We start from the raw sequence: 19,945 nt of genomic DNA on the forward strand, positions 1-19,945 counted from the left end.
TTAATTATCTAATTTAAAGAAAATTACCAATTAGCCACAGTTGAAGTGAAAATATCCTGAATGATGTTTTCAAAAATTGTGTCTATCAACTCCGTTTCTACGGTTAGCAAAGACGTGCTCCTTGGGTCATAATCCTGATAAAAGGAGAATGTTTTTTTCGCATCCTCTTCTTCATTGGATAGGTTCATATAGTTTACCTCTACCGCAATGGTCAGCCTCATTTGTCCAGCCCTGTCAGGTTGGTTGGGGTCATTGCTGGAGACTGTAGCCTGTGGAGTAATGCTGTACCTGGTGATTGCTCCTTCAAATTGAAGGTCTCCATTACTTTGTACAAGCTCAAGTTGGGTATTTCTTTGGAAATAATCCTTCAGGGACTCGGTAAAGTTTTGCCCCATATTGGCTGGTCCTCCCCCAGAATCATTGAAGAAATTGGCCACTGAAAAAGACTGGGTTACATTGTAGTCTAAAGTCGTTCCAGTAAAACTATATTCCACCTTACAAGCTGAAAGTAGTAAGAATGGGCAAAGTAAATATCCGATAATGAGTTTAAGTTTACTCATTGATATCATATTGTTTGATTTTACGATAAAGTGTCCTTTCTGATATCCCCAAATCTTGTGCCGCGTATTTCCGCTTGTTATTGTGCTTTCTTAGCGCTTTAATGATCAATTCTTTTTCTTTTTTCTCTATGGAAAGAGAATTGTCATCTTCCTCGTGCATAATATCTTCAATGCCTTCATCATCATAGTCTTCATTTTTTGAAGAAGAGCCCGATTCTAAAATAATCGGCAATGAAGATTGAGGTTTCTCAGGGGTTTCTTCAAAAGGTACTGAGGTATCCATGTCCTCAAAAAGGGAGTGATGTTTCTTGATGATATTGGAATTGATCTCACCTGATTGATACGTGTCCAATACCAGCTTTTTCAGATCGGTCATGTCTTTCTTCATGTCAAACAGGACCTTGTAGAGGATTTCTCTTTCTGAAAAATCATTCGATTTGTCTCCTTCTTTTCCGCTTCCATGAGTATATGGTGCTGGTAGATTGGATTCGGTAGTAGGAAGGTATTTGGCCATGGTAATGGCATTTACTTCTCTGTCTTCCTCCAATAAGGATATTTGTTCCGCCAAGTTTTTTAATTGTCTGATATTCCCTTTGAAAGGGAATTTAAGCAATAATTCTTTGGCTTCACTGTCCAAGGAGATGGGCGTTACATTATACTTTTCGGAAAAGTCTGTTGTGAATTTTCTGAAAAGCAGGATGATATCTGTTCCTCTTTCCCTTAAAGGGGGAACATAAATAGGTACCGTATTGAGTCTGTAGTAAAGATCTTCTCGGAATTTACCTTTCTCTACCGCTTTGATTAGGTTGACATTGGTAGCAGCAATTACCCTGACATTGGTTTTGAGGACTTTGGAAGAGCCTACTTTGATAAATTCACCATTCTCTAAAATCCTTAGCAGTCTTGCTTGAGTGCCCAGTGGCATTTCTCCAATTTCATCTAAGAAAATAGAGCCGCCATCTGTCACTTCGAAATACCCTTTTCGGGCTTCATGTGCACCTGTAAAAGAACCCTTTTCATGTCCGAACAATTCAGAATCAATGGTTCCTTCAGGGATAGCACCACAGTTAATTGCAATGAATTTACCATGCTTACGCTTGCTGATAGAATGGATGATTTTGGAAAAAGATTCCTTACCACTTCCACTTTCACCGGTAATCAAAACGGTCATGTCAGTAGGGGCAGCCTGCATGGCCACTCTAATGGCATGGTTCAATAAGGGGCTGTTACCGATTATTCCAAATCGTTGTTTTATGGATAATACTTCTGCGTCTGAGATCATAAATTCTTAGCCTTTTTCGATTTATGAAACCACTTCTCCAAATAAGGTTGCAGCGGTGCAGTCGGTTATTTTAACACGGACGTAGTCTCCCTTTTTGTATTCGCCCTTATTAAAAATTACGACTTTATTAGCAGAGTTTCTTCCTTTTAACTGTTCTTCAGATCTTTTGGAAGTGCCTTCGACTAATACTAATTGTTCTTGGCCAATATCAAGTTGGTTTCTTTCCAGTGAATGCTGGGATTGCTTATTAATGATCTCCTGAAGACGTCTTTTTTTGACATCCAAAGAAATATCATCTTCATATTTTTTTGCAGCAAGTGTTCCTGGTCTCTCAGAATAATAGAACATATATGAGAAATCATATTTGACAATGTCCATCAAGCTGAGTGTTTCTTGGTGTTCTTCCTCGGTTTCTGAACAGAAACCGGCAATCATATCTGATGAAATGCCACATTCCTGACCAAGAATTTCCCTGATTTTAGCAACTCTTTCAAGGTACCATTCTCTATCATAGGTACGGTTCATTAAATCGAGCACCCTGCTATTACCACTTTGTACAGGTAAGTGGATGTATTTACAAATATTATCGTACTTCTTCATGGTGTAAAGTACTTCATCTGTAATGTCCTTGGGATGGGAAGTAGAAAACCTTACCCTTAGTTGCGGGCTGACTTTTGCCACCATTTCCAATAAGTTGGCAAAGTTGATCACCTCACTTACGGCTTCTTCTTGTTTGTTCAGTCTTGCTTTGTTATTCTCCTCAGGAGACCATTTAAAACTGTCCACGTTTTGGCCAAGCAAGGTAACTTCCTTATAACCTTGGTCAAAAAGTTCTTGGGCCTCTTTGACAATGGAATGAGGGGCTCTACTTCGCTCTCTTCCACGGGTAAACGGAACCACGCAGAATGAACACATATTATCACAACCTCTCATGATAGAAATAAAGGCACTTACTCCGTCAGAATTTAACCTTACAGGTGAAATATCGGCATAAGTTTCCTCTCTCGACAAAAAGGTGTTGACTCCTTTATCGCCTTCTTCAGCTACTTTGACCAAGTTGGGAAGGTCCCTGTAGGCATCTGGTCCTACAACCACATCGACCAACTTCTCTTCCTCTAGTAATTTGTCCTTGAGTCTTTCTGCCATGCAGCCTAAAACACCAATGGTCAGGTCTGGCTTTTCTTTTTTGATGCTTTTAAATTGGGTCAGCCTTTTTCTTACAGTGAGTTCAGCTTTTTCCCGGATAGAACAGGTGTTTAAGAAAATCACATCAGCTTGCTCAAAGTTTGCTGTAGTGTCAAATCCATTTTCTTTCATTATGGAAGCAACGATCTCACTGTCAGAGAAATTCATTTGACATCCATAGCTCTCTATATACAGTTTTTTTTGTTTTCCTGTATTCTCCTCTTCCGTGATTTTGTAATCACATGCCTGCGCCTCTTCTGCAGGAATTATATCAATGTCTTTGATAATGTTTTCCATATCGCTCATTCTATCTAATTGAGTTGCGAAATTAATAAAATACCGACAAAATGACAGGCTTTTATCCATTAATGTTTTACGCTGAATTGGAGAATGGGTTCAGGTTGTTGCATCATGGGCTCTATTCGACGAAGTATAGGGCTTATCAACTGTTTTTTGTAGATTTCAATTGATGCGAAAGTAGTGAAGGGTATGGGAATAGATTTAGAAGTGGTAATGTCACCAAAGGACGGGATGTATTGAGGAAAAGAGAACTGATCTATTTTGAAAAGACATGGTGATGCCCAATGATTTTGGGGTACTTTAAAACAATTTCTTTTAGTATGACTTTTACTTATTTATCTTTGATTAAATGTTGAAAAAATTGATTTGAATAAAGTAAAACTGATATTGTTTAAAACTTTCAAGGTATTTTTAAAAATACTTATAGGGCTTGTAATGCTTGTTTTTGTGCTGTTTCTTTTTGTACGAAGTCCATGGGGACAAGACTTTATTGTTCAAAAAGTAGTCAGCTATGTTTCGGGAAAAACCAATAGTAAAATTGATATTAATCGCCTTTATTTTACTTTTTCGGGAAATCTATATTTAGAGGGCTTGTATATGGAGGATGCCAAGGGTGATACTTTGGTTTATTCAAAAAAGTTAGAGACAGGAGTGAAATTGATGCCCTTGATACGGAATGGAGGAATCCATATCAGTAAAATCCAATGGACTGGTTTAAAAGCCCATATATTAAGGGGAGAAGAAGGGAGATTTAATTTTGATTTTTTAATGGAAGCATTTGTCGATCCTGCAGCAAGTGACAGTACTACTTTCAAGACAGCACCTGAAGAGGAAAGTTCATATCCAGAAATAGCGATTGGCCCAGTTGAATTACAAGGATTTGATTTGAGCTATGAGGATGAGGTCTCGGGGATCAAAAGTAGCTTGAGTTTAGGAAAGCTTGAAGTCAGGATAGAAAAGCTGGATCTGGAAAATATGGGCTTTTATATAAAAGATTTTCAGTTTAGGGATTCTGAGGCTTTTTACCAACAAACCAAGGTATTTCCCCCATCAGATGAGGACACAACTGAGTCTGTTCTGCCATTGGTCATTATTGATAATTTTCAAATAGAGCGCGTAAATGCAGTCTATGAATCATTGCCGGATGAAATTAATGCAGCTGTTGAATTGGGAGAATTATTGGTTCAATTACCTGAAGCTGACTTGGCAGGTCAAAAAATAGATTTAAGAAAACTAGTGTTGTCTCAGTCCAAAGTGAAACTGAAGCTGCCAGCCTCTCCTCCAAATAGGTCTGATACCCAAGAAGAAGTTCCAATAGGAGAATTTGAATGGCCAGCGTGGACAGTGGATATAGGATCTATTGATTTTTCCAATAATGAAATTTCTTATGCTGTAGGACAACAAAAACTGAAACAGGGAGAGTTTGACCCTGAAGCAGTGGATTTGGACAAACTTAATTTCAAGGCTTCGCAGATTTATCTAAATCAGTCTGGCTTGGGGCTTTCACTTGACCAATTTGACTTTCATGAAAACAGTGGTTTTGGACTGAAAGAATTTACTTTTCAAGTAGAGATGAACCAACGTGAGCTGAAAGTCCAGGAATTGCAACTGGCAACACTAAATAGCAAAATAAGCGGAGGCTTAGGTCTTAGCTATGCCTCTATCAAAGAACTGATCTCTCAGCCAGAAAAGTCAGGTTTTTCTCTTGATTTTTCAGATATAAGCTTGGCCGTCAATGAAGCTTACCCCTTTGTCCCAGAGCTTAAGCAGGATTTCTATATCATGGCACTGGCAGAGCAGGATATTAAGGGAGTTATAAAATCTAGCGGGACCTTGGATAAGATAGAAATATCCCAATTTGATTTTGGCTGGGGTGAGGATACCAAATTTAAGGCAAAGGGAAGCATTTTGAACCCTTTGGAAGAGGAAAGTTTTGCAGTGGACTTTAATGAATTGAATTTTTCTACAATTAGAAATGACATCAAAAAATTTGTCCATGAGGAAGATTATGGGGTAAAATTTCCTAAAACAGTGGAGTTCAAAAGTGAAGTTAAAGGAGGGGTGTCAGAGATTTTTGCAGAAGCAAACTTAATGATGCCAGAGGGAGATATAGATCTATCAGGTAGTTACAAAGATGAAGGAATGCTTGTATATGATCTTGATCTTCATGTGCAAAAAGTGCTTTTGGGAGAACTGCTTCCAGGGATGGGCTTGGACACCTTGAGTTTTTCTCTCTCTAGTTCAGGGCAGGGAAATAGCTTGGAGAGCATATCCGCTAATTTTCAATCTGATTTCGATCAGCTAGGTTTTAATGGTTATAATTATTCAGGCCTATCTCTCCAGGGGGAATTAATAGATGGTCATGGCGGTCTTAATTTGTCCGTACTGGATGAGTATGTTGATTTAGATCTCGATTTGGAGCTTGATTTAGATTCAGTTAAAGGACACTATGGAGCTGTTTTGGATTTGCGTGGAGTGAACCTTATGGCATTGGGCTTTAGCCAAAAGGATATAAGAACTAAAATGAGGATAGAGGTAGATTTTAATGGGAATCCAGATTCATTTGATCTTAAGGCTTCTGTGGCCGAGGGTTTAGTGGTATATGATGAAAAAAACTATCCCTTGGGTGATTTTAAGTTGGATGCATTGGTTAGGCCTGATAGCACGAGCATGGATATAAATAGCTTGATGCTAAATGGATATGCCAGGTCAAATTCCTCTCCTGAGCAGATCATTACTGGGATTCAAAATCATTTTCAAGGTTATTTGAGGGATAGTTTGATGACAGATAGTTTGCGTGGTGATTCACTTAATTTAAGAGATAAGGGAGTGATCTTGGATGCAGATTTGATTTTCAATTCATCTCCAGTATTAGATCAAGTGGTTTTGCAGGGTTTGGATCAAATGGATTCTTTAACAATTCAGCTTGATTTCAATGAACAGGAAGAAAAGCTTCTTGCTCAGATTGACTTGCCTCGAATGGACTATAATGATCTTGTCATTGATAGCTTGAGTATTGAAGCAAATGGGGATGGTCAGCATATGGCTTTCGGTCTAGGGGTGAGGTCAATTAAAGCTTCGCCGCTTTCCATTGGGAAGACCAATTTAAAGGGGGAGCTTGAAAATAAACTGTTGAGGTTAAATTTTGTGTCTTTCGATGGGGATGAGGAGTTGTATTACATGGATTCAGAACTGAAAGCTATAGGAGATACCATGGGTTTCCATGTGATACCTGATAAATTGATCCTTAATAGGAAGAACTGGGAGGTGCCTGAAAGCAACCAGGTTTTGTTATCGGGAAAATCAGTGGTTTTTAAAGATTTTTCATTCTCAAACAATCTGCAACAAATTAGATTTAGTAATGAGTTAAACAATATTGAGGAGAGTCAAATAGGATTGTCCTTTAATAATTTTCGTTTAGCAACCCTTGTGAGTTTGTTGAACCCAGACGAGCAGTTGATGGGAGGGAAAGTAAATGGGGATTTTATAGTTGAAAATCCTTTTGGGGCAATTGGTCTGCTGGCTGATTTGAAAATAGATGAATTAATGGCAATGGGAACCAATCTGGGTAATTTAAAACTTGAAGCTTCCTCTAAAAATGCGGGGAATTACGATTTTAAACTGGCATTGAAAGACAGAGGGATTGATTTGGATTTAATAGGAGGTTATATAGCAAATGAGACTGGAGCCGATTTGGACTTAAATTTAAGTTTAAATGAATTAAAATTGGAAGTGCTACAAAATTTAATGGATGAGGAAATAAGTGAGGCAACCGGTAGTTTAAAGGGCGGAGTTGTAGTTAGTGGAAACACAGCATCTCCTCAGTATGATGGTGATTTTTCCTTTGATAAGGCTGCATTGAATGTAAATAGCCTTAATTCCAAGTTTTCATTGCCAGAACAGGTTTTAAGGGTAGATCAGGATGGAGTTTATTTTGATAATTACACTTTCAAAGATGCTGAGGGCAATGATTTTAGCTTGGATGGAGAGATCAATACCTCGGATATGACCAATATGGTTTTTGATTTGAATTTAAAGGCCAATAATTTTCAACTTTTAGATTCAGATAGAGAAAATAATGAACTCTTTTATGGTAAGGCCAATGTGGATGCTGATGTAAGAATCAGTGGAGACATGAATCTACCTATCATCAAGGCTGATTTAAAAGTCAATGAAGGGACAAGCTTGACTTTTGTTATTCCAGAAACTGAGTTGGATGTAGTAGAGAGGGAAGGAGTGGTTTTAATAGTGGATAGAGATGATCCTAATGATATTTTAACCAAAACAGAGGGAGAAAGGATGGGATCACTATACACAGGGATGGAACTTGAAGCTATTTTTAAGGTAGATCCTGATGCAGAGTTTCAAGTGATTGTAGATGAAAGATCCGGTGATAATTTATTGATCGCAGGTCGGGCAGATATAAATTTTGCAATAGAACAAAATGGCCGAATGAATATGACTGGAGTTTATGAACTGGAAAAGGGGCATTATGAAATGAGTCTTTACAGTTTAGTGAGCAGGAAATTTAATATTGTCAAAGGAAGTACCATCACCTGGAAAGGCAATCCAATGGATGCTGATTTGGATATCACGGCCTCTTATGAAGTGCGTACTTCTTCGAGTGAATTGATGGCCTCTCAAATTTCAGGTGTTAGTACGGATGTAGCCAATCAATATAGGGAAAGGCTAGATTTCCTAGTTTATTTGAATGTTGAGGGGGAATTGTTGAGGCCAGAAATTTTCTTTGGTTTGGATATGCCTGAAGATGAACAAGGGGCTATGGGAGGAAATGTATATGAGGCGCTTCAGCAGGTGAATGAAGATGAAGGAGAGTTGAACAGGCAGGTGTTTTCATTACTGGTGTTTAAAAAATTTATGCCAAATACAGGTGGGGACGGTTCTGGAGGCATGACGACGGGCTTGGCCAGGTCCAGTGTAAGTCAGATGTTGTCCAGTCAATTAAACTCACTTTCCAATAATGTTTTAGGGAACTCAGGCTTTGAGCTTGATTTTGATTTGGACAGTTATTCGGGATATGAAGGGAATAGAACCCAATTAAGTGTTAATGCTAGAAAGCGACTTTTCGATGACAGGTTGATAGTGCAGGTCGGTAGCCAGATGGACTTAGAGGGAACAAGTCAAAGTTCACAAAATGGAAATACAGCCATGTTTGGCAATGTGAATCTCGAATATCTACTGACGGAGAACGGCAGATATCGGGTAAGAGGTTTCAGAAAAAATGAATACGAAAGTGTCATTGATGGCCAACTGATAGTTACGGGTATTGCATTTATCCTCAACAGGGAGTTTAATAAGTTTTATGAATTTTGGAAAGGAGAAAAGGACATGTCGCAATTAGAAAGTTCAGAAAAGAGTAATAAAGAAGCTAATGTGACGATCTTCTCCGAAAAAGACGAATAGTGAATCTTATGATAAAAAATATTTTTATAGTTCTACTCTTTTCATTTTTCCTGTTATCATGTGGGGTTGGGAAATATATTCCAGAAGATGAACAGCTGTATACAGGGGCAACGCTTGAAGTAAAGTCTGAAGATAAAACAGTTTCTAAAAAAGTTTTAAAAAAAATACAGACAAGACTGGAGGAGTTAATTAGGCCTGAAGCAAATGGGAGATTTTTAGGCATGCGCATGGGATTGTGGGCATATTATAAGGGAAGCAAAGAAAACCCTGGGTTTATTAATAGATTTCTGAAAAAGAAGATTGGAGAGGAACCGGTTTACTTCAGTATGGTGACCCCAAACAAGACAGAAAATCTTTTACTTAACAGACTAGAGAATAATGGTTTTTTTTATTCCCAAGCGAATTCTAAAAGTACTGGAAAGGGAAAGTATCAGGGGATGCAATATGAAGTAGAGGTGACAAGGCCTTATTTGATGGGAAAACTGGAGTTGTTGGGTGATTCACTAGGGATTCACAAGGAAATATCGGATGTTTTAAAAGAAACAACTTTAACCAAAGGAAGTAGATTTGAGTTGGAAGCTTTTAAGGAGGAGCGCAACAGGATAAATGATGAACTAAGGCAAAGGGGGTATTATAATTTTAACTCGGATTTTTTGATTTTTGAGGCAGACACCAACAATTATGAGGATAGAAGGTATGATCTTTTTATGCGGTTGAAAATGGACGTTCCAGAAAGGTCCATTGTTCCTTATAAAGTTGATCAGATTAGAGTATATCCCAATTATTCCATAGAAGAAGATTCGAAAAATCAGGACACCACCAATCTGGAAGGAATAGATTATATTCAAGATGAATTGGTGTTCAAACCTGAATTATTGGAAAAGTATATTTTGATCAAAGAGTCTGAGAGGTACAATGCTGATTTTTCGAGGCTTACCACCAACAGATTGTCTTCCATTGGTAACTATAGGTATGTAAATTTACGGTATTCTGAAAAGGACTCAGTTTCGGCTAAAGTGGAGGAAAGGAGTCTTGATGCAGATATTTATTTGTCTCCATTGAAAAAACGATCCATCAGGGCCGAACTTCAGGGTTTGTCGAAGTCCAATAACTTCATAGGTCCAGCAATTGAGATAACCTTTAGAAATCGGAATATGTTCTATGGGGGAGAGACTTTTAATATTTCAGGTAATTTTGGATATGAAATTCAGATAGCGGGAGGAGATAGGACTGGTTTGAGTACCTATGATATCGGACTAAATACAGAAATGATTTTTCCCAGAGTCCTTTTCCCTAAATTAATAGAAGATAGGTTTGTCTATTCAGTGCCCAAAACTAAAGTGAGCCTGGGAGGGGAGTCGCTTAATCGGATAGGATTATATAGGTTGAATTCAGCTTCTACAAGTTATGGGCTTTACTGGAATTCCAGTCGATATGTTTACCACGAAATAACACCTGTTAGTTTAAGTATTGTAAATCTTTCTGACACTTCTCCTGAATTTGAAGAAATCTTGGATAAAAATCCTTTTTTGAGGAGAAGTTTTGAGCAGCAGTTTATTCCAGGATTAATTTATAGTTTCAATTACAGTCAGTTAGGGGATGATTTTAGACAAAGTCAGTTTTACGTCGGTACGCAGTTGGATATGGCTGGAAATATGATTGGGCTATTTGATGGTAAAAATACACAAGAATCCCCTGGTAAAATTCTGGGAATGGAATATGCCCAGTATGTCAGAGGGGATGTTGACTTAAGGTATCATATAGAATTAGGAAAAGATCAAGTGCTTGCGGCAAGGTTGTTTGGTGGGCTGGGACTTCCCTATGGTAACTCTGTGTCATTGCCTTATGTAAAGCAGTATTTTTCGGGTGGGCCAAACAGTGTGAGGGCTTTTAGAATCCGCTCATTAGGGCCGGGTACATATAAGCCTGATTCGGTAAACAATCAATCTTATTTTGAGCAGACTGGAGATATAAGGATTGAAGGAAATATTGAGTATAGGTTTCCAATAGTTTCCTTTCTAAAGGGTGCACTTTTCATGGATGCAGGTAATGTATGGTTGATGAATGAAAATGAAGCTTTGCCTGGAGGGAAATTCAGTAATTCTTGGTTAAGGGAATTAGGTATTGGGACAGGAATTGGATTTAGAATTGATATTGACTTTTTTGTAATTCGTTTTGATTTTGCAAGCCCTATTCGAAAACCCTATAAAGCAGAAGGGGATAGGTGGGAATTCGAGTTTAAACCTTTTAAGAGGGATTGGAGAAGAGAAAATCTAATACTGAACTTTGCCATTGGTTACCCCTTTTAATTCAGTATGAAGCCTGATTGGATGAGAGAATGATTTTATATCAATGGCTAATCTAAGTAGAAGCATATGGTCTACTGCAAAAAAAAGCCGGACAAGAGAATTGTCCGGCTAAGCTTTTTATAGGGATTTTTATCAGGTAGATAGAATTTTCGCTACTCTGAAATCCTCGTCATCCACTTCTTTGTCATCTACAATAGCCCTCTTGATCGGAGTAAAGACTACTTTGTTGTTGATTACTCCAGCCATGACATCACATTTCCCTTGAATAAGCCCTTCCACAGCTGCTACTCCTAGTTTACTTGCCAGTACACGATCGTAGGAAGTAGGAGATCCACCCCTTTGTAAGTGGCCTAGAATAGTTACTTTGATATCATAGTTTGGCAGGTGCTTCTTGACCTTTTTGGAGATTTCCAATGCCCCACCACTTTTTCCTCCTTCGGCAACAATGACCACATTGGCTTGTTTTTTTGCTTTGGCACGGGTTTCTAGTCTATCGATCAAAGCTTCTACAGGCATTTTCTTCTCAGGAATCAAAGTTGCAGCTGCAGCGCTGCCAATACCTGCATTGATCGCAATAAAGCCGGAATCTCTTCCCATTACTTCTACAAAGAACAATCTGTCATGTGAAGTTGCGGTATCTCTGATCTTATCAATTGCCTCAATGGCAGTGTTACAAGCTGTATCAAAACCAATGGTATTATCTGTACCAGAAAGGTCATTGTCAATGGTTCCAGGCAAGCCAATAGCAGGAATGCCATATTCTTTGTAAAAAAGGTGCGCACCTGTAAGTGAACCATCTCCACCAATCACTACCAATGCATTAATGCCATGCTTTTGAAGGTTTTCATAGGCTTTTTTTCTACCCTCAGGAGTACGGAACTCAATACTTCTGGCAGATTTAAGGAAGGTTCCTCCCCTTTCGAGAATATAAGCGATATCAGCACTGCTCAGCTGTTTGATATCGTTTTGGATCATACCCTCGTAACCCCTGTAAATTCCGAATACTTCTAAATTATAATAAAAAGCACTCCTTACGACGGCCCTAATGGCTGCATTCATTCCGGGAGCATCCCCACCAGAAGTTAATACGCCTATTTTTGTGATTGCATTACTTTCCATCTTCAATTTCGCTCGTTAATTGTTTGAACATTAATTCTGCAGAGGCCAAGTTGGTAGCCAAAGGGATATTATGAACATCACAAATTCTCATTAACATTTGTACGTCTGGTTCATGTGGATGCTTGTCCAATGGGTCTCTAAAAAATACCACCAGGTCTAGCTCTTTTTGAGCGGCCATGGCTGCTATTTGGGCATCACCACCATAAGGTCCGGACATTAGTTTTTTTACCTGGAAACCAGATCTTTCTATATGAGATCCAGTAGTGCCAGTGGCAAAAAGTTGGATATTCTTACCCAACAGCTTGTCCTTAAAACCACTAAGGAAATGAACCATGTCAGCCTTTTTTCCATCGTGAGCGATTAAAGCAATTTCCATTCTTTTTGGTTTAATAGGTTTAAGGCCTAAAGTTATGAAAAATTAGATATTATGTTCAAGGTTTGTATGGCTATAATACCGAAATATATAATACAATTGTTTTAACTGTAAAAAAACTGAATTTATGGTCTTTAACAACCGCTCAAAAAGGGTCTACGTCAATTACGAACCGTACTGATTTAAATTCTTTTTTACTTTTTAGTTCTTCAATTACCAAATTCAGCTCATGTTTAAACACAGCTGGAGACTGGCCCGACTTATCTAGTTTGATCAATAAATCAAAAAGGTACTGGTTTTTGATCTTGCCTATCAGGGCCTTTTCAGGACCTAAGATTATTTTTTTGACCTTAACTTCTTTGAGAAGATTGCTCAAATGGTTGGCGGCCCGCTCGGCAATTTTAAATTCTTTATGTTTGGTGGTGATTTTGATGTTCTTGACCAGGGGAGGATAGAAAAACTGTTGCCTTTCCCCCATTTCATTTATGTAAAATTGTTGATATTCCCCTTTGATCACTTGCCTGAAAATTTCGTTGTCCGGTTTTCTGGTCTGAATGATCACATTTCCCTTTTTATTCCTTCTGCCTGCTCTTCCTGCTACTTGGGTGATTTGTTGAAAAGCCCTTTCGCCAGCCCTGAAATCGGGGAAATATAATATGCGGTCCGCATCGACTATGCCCACCACAGTGACATTATCAAAGTCCAGGCCTTTGGTGATCATTTGGGTGCCCACGAGAATGTCTAAATTGCCCATTCCAAACTCTTCTAGGATTTTTTGATAGGCAAACTTACTTCTGGTGGTATCTAAATCCATTCTCCCTATTCTAGCTTCAGGGAACAGTAATGACAAGCTTTCGGCAATACGCTCCGTTCCCACACCAACGGTCGTTAGTTCATGGCTTCCACAAGCGGGGCAGGATCTTGGTACTTTCTCCTTGAAACCACAATAGTGACAACGCATCTCTTCACTGTATTGATGATAAGTTAAACTGACATCGCAATGTTCACATTCAGGGATCCAGCCACATTCTTCACAGGACATATAGGGAGCATAGCCTCTCCTGTTCTGGAATATCAACACCTGTTCTTGGTTGTTGAGGGCCTCTTGGATTTTCTCTCTCATGATCCTAGTGAAATCCAGTTTGAGTAGGTTTTTCTTTCTGTCCGAAAGTATATCAGCAATATGATATTCAGGAAGTTGGGCTTCGCCAAATCGCTTGGTTAGCTCTACATAGCCATATTTGTCCATCCTGGCATTATAGAATGATTCAAAAGAAGGCGTGGCGCTTCCCAAGAGGGTTTTTGCCTGGTGCAGCCATGAAAGCATAATCGCGGCATCCCTTGCTTGAAAACGCGGAGCAGGATCAAATTGCTTAAACGAAGGTTCGTGTTCTTCATCCACGATGACTAGACCCAGACTGTCAAAAGGTAGGAAAATAGAAGACCTCACTCCAACTACAAAGGAGAATTTCCCGCTAAGTACTCCTTGCCACACTTCCACCCGTTCATTGTCAGAGAATTTGGAGTGAAAAATCCCCATTTTACTCCCAAAAACTTTTTGCAGTCTGCTTACAATTTGGGTGGTAAGGGCTATTTCCGGTAATAATAACAATACTTGCGACCCACTCTCTAGCGCCTCCTGAATGAGGTGGATATAGATCTCGGTTTTACCACTTCCTGTGATTCCATGTAGGAGAATGGAGTTTTTTTTGGCGAACTGTTCCTTTATGCTAGCTAAAGCAGTTTCCTGAAAGTCCGCAAGTTTTATTTCTTCTTCCGAACCATTTAATTGGTCAAACCTGCTGACTATAACCTTGAACTCTTCAAGGATGTCATTTTTTACTAATGTTTTTATAGAACTTGCCGATAATCCTGCGTCAATGATTACCTTTTTTTCTAAACCTTGTTCGTTTAGCTCAGGGTTTTGGTGTACGGGTACTTTTTGGAGGTATTTTAAAAGTACCTCTTCTTGTTTAGGTTTTTTGCTGATTTGTTCAAATAAGCCTTCAAGAGCTTCTTTGGATTCCTTGTAGGTTTCAGTTAATCTTATTCTTGTTTCTACTTTTGGACTATACTTTTCTCTAACCTGTTCAAATACCAATACAGCTTCTTTGGCTACCAGACTTTTGATGATGGCGTAGGAAGATTTGATGCCTAATAGTTTTCCGCAATCTTCATAAGATAGTTCATCCTTTTCTGTGAGAACATCTATGATGATCTTTTCTCTATCATCAATTGGGAAATTACAGTTATCAAGATCAAAAGATGGGTTGAGTTGGATTTTGCTCTCACTATTAAGTTTAAGTCCAGAAGGAAGTGCTGCATTCATGACTTCCCCTATATGGCAGCAATAATATTCCGCCATCCAAAACCAAAATTTGATTTGTAGTGGATTTACTACTGGATTTTCATCCAATAATTCCAAGATAGGCTTGGCATCATAGGCCTCTGGTGGTTTTTGATGCACCTTTCCTATAATTCCCGTTAATACCTTTTTTTTGCCAAACTGTACAATCACCCGATAACCAATCCCAATATTGTCCTCCAGGTTTCGAGGGATTCGATAAGTGAACATCTTTGGGATTGGCACAGGAAGTATTATGTCCGCAAATATTGCGGCTGCCTGCTTATTACTGTCAGTTTCAAAAGTTTCTCCAAATAGGTTTTCCAAGTATGCTTAAGCTAGGTTCGGAAATTGTTTTATGGCGGCTTTGACATCACCAACGGGTTGTTGGCAAGCCTTGTCAAAACAAACGTAAATTAAAGCATTTCCGCTTGAATCTGCCACCTTATGATGTAAAAGGGGAAGCGCAACATCCGAAGTTTCACTAGCGGCCAGTACCTTAGGGCCTGTGTAAATTTGATGAAGGGACAGGGCTAATTCCTTAGCACCCTTTCCAATGATAGCAATCTCCGGTGTGGTGGCTTTTTTGGATAAGTAAACGCTGGCCCATTGGGTTAGAAAACCTGGCTCTTTTACCAATATGGATCTGATCAGTCCCAAAAGTTTATCGGAAAGATGACTATAATAGTCCTCATAGAAGTAAAGGCCTAAGTGATGGAGGTTCTCAGCCATGATAGCATTGGAGGATGGGATGACATTGTCAAAGATTTCTTTCTTATTGGCGATCAATTCCTCGGCATCTGGGTTGTTAAAATAAAATAGATTGTCTTCTTGGTCATAGAAATGGCGCAAGCAAAAATCTGTAAGTTCTTTGGCTTTGTTTAGCCATTTTTCGTCAAAAGTCAGTTGGTATAATTTGATGAAAGCTTGTATGGTCGCAGCATAATCTTCTAGGAATGCGGGGGTATAAGCTTGGCCGTTTTTGTAGGATCGATAAAGCTGATTTCCCTCAATCATTCTTTTTAATAAAAACTCACCATTTTTTAGGGCCAGTTCCTTTGCAAGGGCGTTTTCTGTTGCCCAATAGGCTTGTGCCAACCCTGAGATGCAGAGTCCATTCCAGCCAGAGAGGATTTTGTCATCCAGGCCTGGCTTGATTCTTTTGGACCTGTTTTGATAAAGCTTTTCCTTTGTGCTTTTTATATTATCTTTTAATTCCTGATCAGAAATGCCAAGTTTAGCAGCTAAATCCTCATAAGATGAGGTTTGGAAAAGAATATTGACACCATTTTCCCAGTTGCCATTTTCTGAAATATTATATAACTCATAAAACCATGCATCCTCCACTCCAAGAAGGCTTTTAAGTTCTTCGAAGGTCCACGTATAGAATTTGCCCTCTTCTCCTTCACTATCTGCATCCAAAGCCGCATAAAAACCGCCTTCTTTCTGTAGCATTTCTTTGTTTATCCAGGCAATGGTTTCATTTACTTTTTCCTTGAAGAAGTCCTCGCCACAGATTTGGTAGGCCTTTGCAAATAATGATAAGAGCTGACCATTGTCATAGAGCATTTTTTCAAAATGGGGAGCAAACCACTCGCTGTCCACAGAATATCTGGCAAACCCACCTCCTAGGTGGTCATAGATGCCTCCCATACCCATTTTCCTAAGAGTGAAAAGGACTTTGTTTTTGACTTCCTGATCCTGTTTGAGATGGGCATAATCAAGTAAAAAGTTCCAGATTGAAGGCATAGGGAATTTTGGAGACCTGTTCATCCCACCCCATTTGTCATCCATTTGTCCAGTGAGTTTTTGGGAAATATGCTGAAGCTCTTCCTCTGAAAGTTCGTTTTCATTGGCGGACAACCCGTATTTTTCTCTTTCTTTTAACTTAATGCTTTTCCCGAAGCCCTCAGCACTTTTGGCCAGGTCATCATAATGTTTTTCATAGGCATCGGCAATATTTTGAAGTAGCCCTTTCCAATTGGCATTGGGAAAATAAGTTCCCCCATAAAAGGGTTTTTGATTGGGCATCAAGAATACATTGAGTGGCCAACCTCCCTGCAATCCCATGGCTTGAATGGCATCCATGTAAATATTGTCCAGATCAGGGCGTTCCTCCCTGTCAATTTTTATGGAGACAAAATGCTCATTCATGATGGCCGCTGTGGCTTCATCTTCAAAACTTTCATGCTCCATCACATGGCACCAGTGGCAGGCAGAGTAACCAATGGATACTAAGATAGGTTTGTTTTCCCTTTTTGCTTTTTCCAATGCCTCAGGTCCCCAAGGGTGCCAGTTTACTGGATTGTAGGCATGTTGTAAAAGATAGGGACTCTGGCTTTTTATGAGTTGATTGGCCTTTTTGCTCATGGGATTGGGACTTGATTATTTGGTTTGAATTAGGTCTTTGACTTGATTGATTTCATTTGAAAAATCAAATTCAGGTGTCAATTGTTCCATTTTCAATAAGAGATTTGACAAAAACTTTTGATGGGCCTCTCCATTGGGATTGAAAGCCTTGTGGGAGAGAGCTTTTAGTATATTTTCAATATAGAGGATCTTTTTTTTTGTGTCTTCTGTGAAAAAAGCTTGAGAAAACTTCTCCCAGATATAGTCCTCTGCTTGAGCCGTGGGATGAATCATGTCCTCTTTGTAAAATCTATAGTCCCGAAGCTCGTCCATCATGATTTCATAGCTTGGGAAGTAACTGGCCTGTTCATATCGCGAGCTGATTTCATGACAGAGCAGCCTTAATAATGACTTGCTGAGTTGATTTTCTGCTATGCCATCTTTGATATGGCGAACTGGGCTTACGGTTAGGATGATTTGAATATTAGGGTTGATTTTGATTAAGTTTTTTTGGAAATGATCAAAGGAATGCAGGATCTCGCTTAGCGATAGGAGTCTTTTTTCAAACAGTTGACTGCTTTGTTTATGACAATTGGCTACAGTTGTATTCGATTTAATGTATTCGTAGACATGGGCTGTACCAAAGGTGATGATTAAAGTAGCGGATTCTTTTAAGCTTTTGGCTGTTCTTTCAGTGCATGCCTCGATTTTTTCCATTAAGTCACTAGGTGAATTTCCGAAAATATCAGAATGAAAATCATAATGGAGATATCTCCCTTGATGTTGGATGATATGATCTTCTGGAAAAGCATCTCCATTCAATGTGTGTTGTAGAAGTTTAATTATGGATAGTGGGTTGAAAATTGTTCCAAATGGATTGTTTAAAGTGTTGAACTTTCTTTCCAATAGTTTTCGTCCAATCACCGTTGAAAAACAGGAGCCGATAGTCAGAATTTCCTGATCATAGTTGAGTTGGGTTTCAAGTTGGGGAATTTGAATTTTGGTTTGAAGTAACATGAGGCTAAATTAAATAAATTGATTTAATGTTCAGTTTTAACCTGGAAATTGCTGTTAAAATTAATGATTCGTTAAGGGAAAGTGTATTATGATATTTCTTTGTTAAAAAATAGTGTAACTTATTGAATGTTTGTGCGGTATAGTCTATTTTTAATACCATTCACATAATAAGAAGCTAACAAAAAACCATCAGTATCATGAAAACAGTCACTTTAGAGAAAACAGTTGAGGCAACAGTTGAAAAGCTACAGAAATTAAAAGTTGAAAATCAGCTGGTAGCAGAATTGGAATGGTGCCTAGGAAGTTATCGTTATGATAGTAATCCTATTGGCTTGATAGAAAAGAGTGGAGTCGCACTTTCTACCTTAAAAGCAGTTAAAGAGAAGAACAGTAGGGCTGTGTCCAAGAAGTTGTTGGATGACCTAGAAAAAGTAGCAACAGCCTAATTTTTTGAGGGAAGAAAAGTAAAAAGGCTATCTGCCTCAGCGGATAGCCTTTATTTATAATTTGATTTGAGTGTACTGCGATTATTCAGCTACTACTACAAATTTAACTTCAGTTTTAACCTCTCTGTGAAGATCAACTTCTGCTTGGTATTCACCGGCTCCAGTAACAGGGCTGCTGATAGATATTTTCTTTCTATCCACATCAATGTCTTTAGCAGCAAGTGCGTCAGAAATTTGAAGCGTAGTTACTTTACCAAAGATTTTACCTGAATCACCGATTTTAGCTTTGATTTCAAGAGAAATACCTTCGATTTTTGCAGCTAGTTCTTCTGCTTCAGTTTTAATTTTCTCAGCTTTGTGAGCTGCTTGCTTGATATTTTCTTCAAGAATTCTCTTGTTGGAAGCAGTGGCCAATACAGCAAAACCCTGAGGGATAAGGTAGTTTCTTCCGTATCCAGGTTTTACAGTAACTAAGTCGTTTTTATAGCCAAGTCCTTTTATGTCTGTTTTTAAGATAACGTCCATTGTAGTTGTCTAATTTAATAAGTATTGAATAGAACAGGGCCGGATTATTTCAGTCCGTCAGTTACATAAGGTAACAAGGCCAAATGTCTAGCTTTTTTGATGGCGTTAGCCACTTTTCTCTGGTATTTCGCAGAGTTTCCAGTAAGTCTTCTAGGAAGAATTTTACCTTGCTCATTCACAAACTTCAATAAGAAGTTAGGATCTTTATAATCGATGTACTTAATGCCTAATTTTCTAAATCGGCAGTACTTCTTTTTGTTTTGCTCTCTGTTGATTGGTTCGTTCTTAAGTGTCATTTTGCAGCCTCCTCTTTTACTTCAGATTTTTTGTTGAATTCACCTTTTCTTCTTCTTTCTCCGTAAGCAATAGCATGCTTGTCTAGAGCTGTAGTTAAGAAACGCATTACTTTCTCGTCTCTTCTCATTTCAAGTTCAAACTTCTTGATCAAAGTTGGAACACTCTTGAATTCTACAAGAACATAGAAACCAGTGCTTTTCTTATCGATTGGGTAAGCAAGCTTCTTAAGACCCCAGTTTTCAACATTGATAATGTCTGCTCCCTCTTCTTTTAACAAGTTAACGAACTTGTCTACGGTATCCTTCATCTGAACATCAGACAAAACGGGAGTTAAAATGAATACCGTTTCATAATTTCTTTGGAACATTTGATAATTGTTTAGATTTAATTATTTAAACAGATCGCAAAATTAGCG

General features: G+C 38.6%; 14 protein-coding genes. 3 read left to right on the forward strand and 11 right to left on the reverse strand.

The window, feature by feature from the left end; all coding sequences use genetic code 11:
* Positions 1–23 precede the first annotated feature (23 nt).
* From H7U17_RS08845 to miaB, 3 genes are read right to left on the reverse strand one after another with little or no spacing between them, the layout of a single operon-like run.
* Entirely contained in the window at positions 24–560 is a 537-nt protein-coding gene (locus tag H7U17_RS08845) for an LptE family protein (RefSeq protein ID WP_186756348.1), read from the reverse strand.
* On the reverse strand, positions 553–1,842 hold the full coding sequence (locus tag H7U17_RS08850; protein WP_186756349.1) for a sigma-54 interaction domain-containing protein: 1,290 nt from the start codon (positions 1,840–1,842) through the stop codon (positions 553–555). The genes H7U17_RS08845 and H7U17_RS08850 overlap by 8 nt, the downstream gene beginning before the upstream one ends.
* 21 nt (positions 1,843–1,863) lie before the next feature.
* Positions 1,864–3,324, reverse strand: coding sequence for a tRNA (N6-isopentenyl adenosine(37)-C2)-methylthiotransferase MiaB (gene miaB, locus H7U17_RS08855; RefSeq protein WP_186756350.1), 1,461 nt, complete (start codon positions 3,322–3,324; stop codon positions 1,864–1,866).
* A gap of 369 nt (positions 3,325–3,693) precedes the next feature.
* Here miaB and H7U17_RS08860 point away from each other — a divergent pair, with 369 nt between their 5' ends.
* Positions 3,694–8,751 (forward strand): translocation/assembly module TamB domain-containing protein, encoded by a 5,058-nt coding sequence (locus tag H7U17_RS08860; RefSeq protein ID WP_186756351.1) that lies wholly within the window; start codon positions 3,694–3,696, stop codon positions 8,749–8,751.
* Positions 8,752–8,759: 8 nt separating this feature from the next.
* On the forward strand, positions 8,760–11,060 hold the full coding sequence (tamL, locus tag H7U17_RS08865; RefSeq protein WP_186756352.1) for a translocation and assembly module lipoprotein TamL: 2,301 nt from the start codon (positions 8,760–8,762) through the stop codon (positions 11,058–11,060).
* Between the two features lie 132 nt (positions 11,061–11,192).
* On the opposite strand, the gene pfkA is transcribed toward tamL, so the two are convergent.
* The 5 genes from pfkA to H7U17_RS08890 all read right to left on the reverse strand — a co-directional run bounded on the left by pfkA (position 11,193) and on the right by H7U17_RS08890 (position 18,262).
* Positions 11,193–12,179 (reverse strand): 6-phosphofructokinase, encoded by a 987-nt coding sequence (gene pfkA, locus H7U17_RS08870; RefSeq protein WP_186756353.1) that lies wholly within the window; start codon positions 12,177–12,179, stop codon positions 11,193–11,195.
* Positions 12,169–12,555, reverse strand: coding sequence for a methylglyoxal synthase (locus H7U17_RS08875; protein ID WP_186756354.1), 387 nt, complete (start codon positions 12,553–12,555; stop codon positions 12,169–12,171). The genes pfkA and H7U17_RS08875 overlap by 11 nt, the downstream gene beginning before the upstream one ends.
* 142 nt (positions 12,556–12,697) lie before the next feature.
* Positions 12,698–15,223: a replication restart helicase PriA gene (gene priA / locus H7U17_RS08880; RefSeq protein ID WP_186756355.1), complete on the reverse strand. Its 2,526-nt coding sequence runs from the start codon at positions 15,221–15,223 to the stop codon at positions 12,698–12,700.
* 6 nt (positions 15,224–15,229) lie between these two features.
* On the reverse strand, positions 15,230–17,266 hold the full coding sequence (locus H7U17_RS08885; protein ID WP_186756356.1) for a thioredoxin domain-containing protein: 2,037 nt from the start codon (positions 17,264–17,266) through the stop codon (positions 15,230–15,232).
* A gap of 15 nt (positions 17,267–17,281) precedes the next feature.
* Positions 17,282–18,262 (reverse strand): GSCFA domain-containing protein, encoded by a 981-nt coding sequence (locus H7U17_RS08890; RefSeq protein WP_186756357.1) that lies wholly within the window; start codon positions 18,260–18,262, stop codon positions 17,282–17,284.
* 197 nt (positions 18,263–18,459) lie between these two features.
* Between H7U17_RS08890 and H7U17_RS08895 the strand changes: the two genes are divergently transcribed.
* Positions 18,460–18,708 (forward strand): hypothetical protein, encoded by a 249-nt coding sequence (locus H7U17_RS08895; protein WP_186756358.1) that lies wholly within the window; start codon positions 18,460–18,462, stop codon positions 18,706–18,708.
* Between the two features lie 81 nt (positions 18,709–18,789).
* Here the strand turns inward: H7U17_RS08895 and rplI are convergent, their stop codons facing one another.
* The 3 genes from rplI to rpsF are packed head-to-tail and all read right to left on the reverse strand — an operon-like array spanning position 18,790 to position 19,897.
* On the reverse strand, positions 18,790–19,233 hold the full coding sequence (gene rplI, locus H7U17_RS08900; RefSeq protein WP_186756359.1) for a 50S ribosomal protein L9: 444 nt from the start codon (positions 19,231–19,233) through the stop codon (positions 18,790–18,792).
* A 44-nt stretch (positions 19,234–19,277) separates the two neighbouring features.
* A complete protein-coding gene (gene rpsR, locus H7U17_RS08905; protein WP_186756360.1) occupies positions 19,278–19,529 on the reverse strand; it encodes a 30S ribosomal protein S18 in 252 nt (83 codons plus the stop codon).
* Complete coding sequence (gene rpsF / locus H7U17_RS08910) at positions 19,526–19,897, reverse strand: 30S ribosomal protein S6 (protein WP_186756361.1); 372 nt, start codon at positions 19,895–19,897, stop codon at positions 19,526–19,528. The genes rpsR and rpsF overlap by 4 nt, the downstream gene beginning before the upstream one ends.
* Between the last annotated feature and the right edge of the window lie 48 nt (positions 19,898–19,945).

It is taken from the genome of Echinicola salinicaeni, from assembly GCF_014280965.1.
GTDB classification, from domain to species: domain Bacteria; phylum Bacteroidota; class Bacteroidia; order Cytophagales; family Cyclobacteriaceae; genus Echinicola; species Echinicola salinicaeni.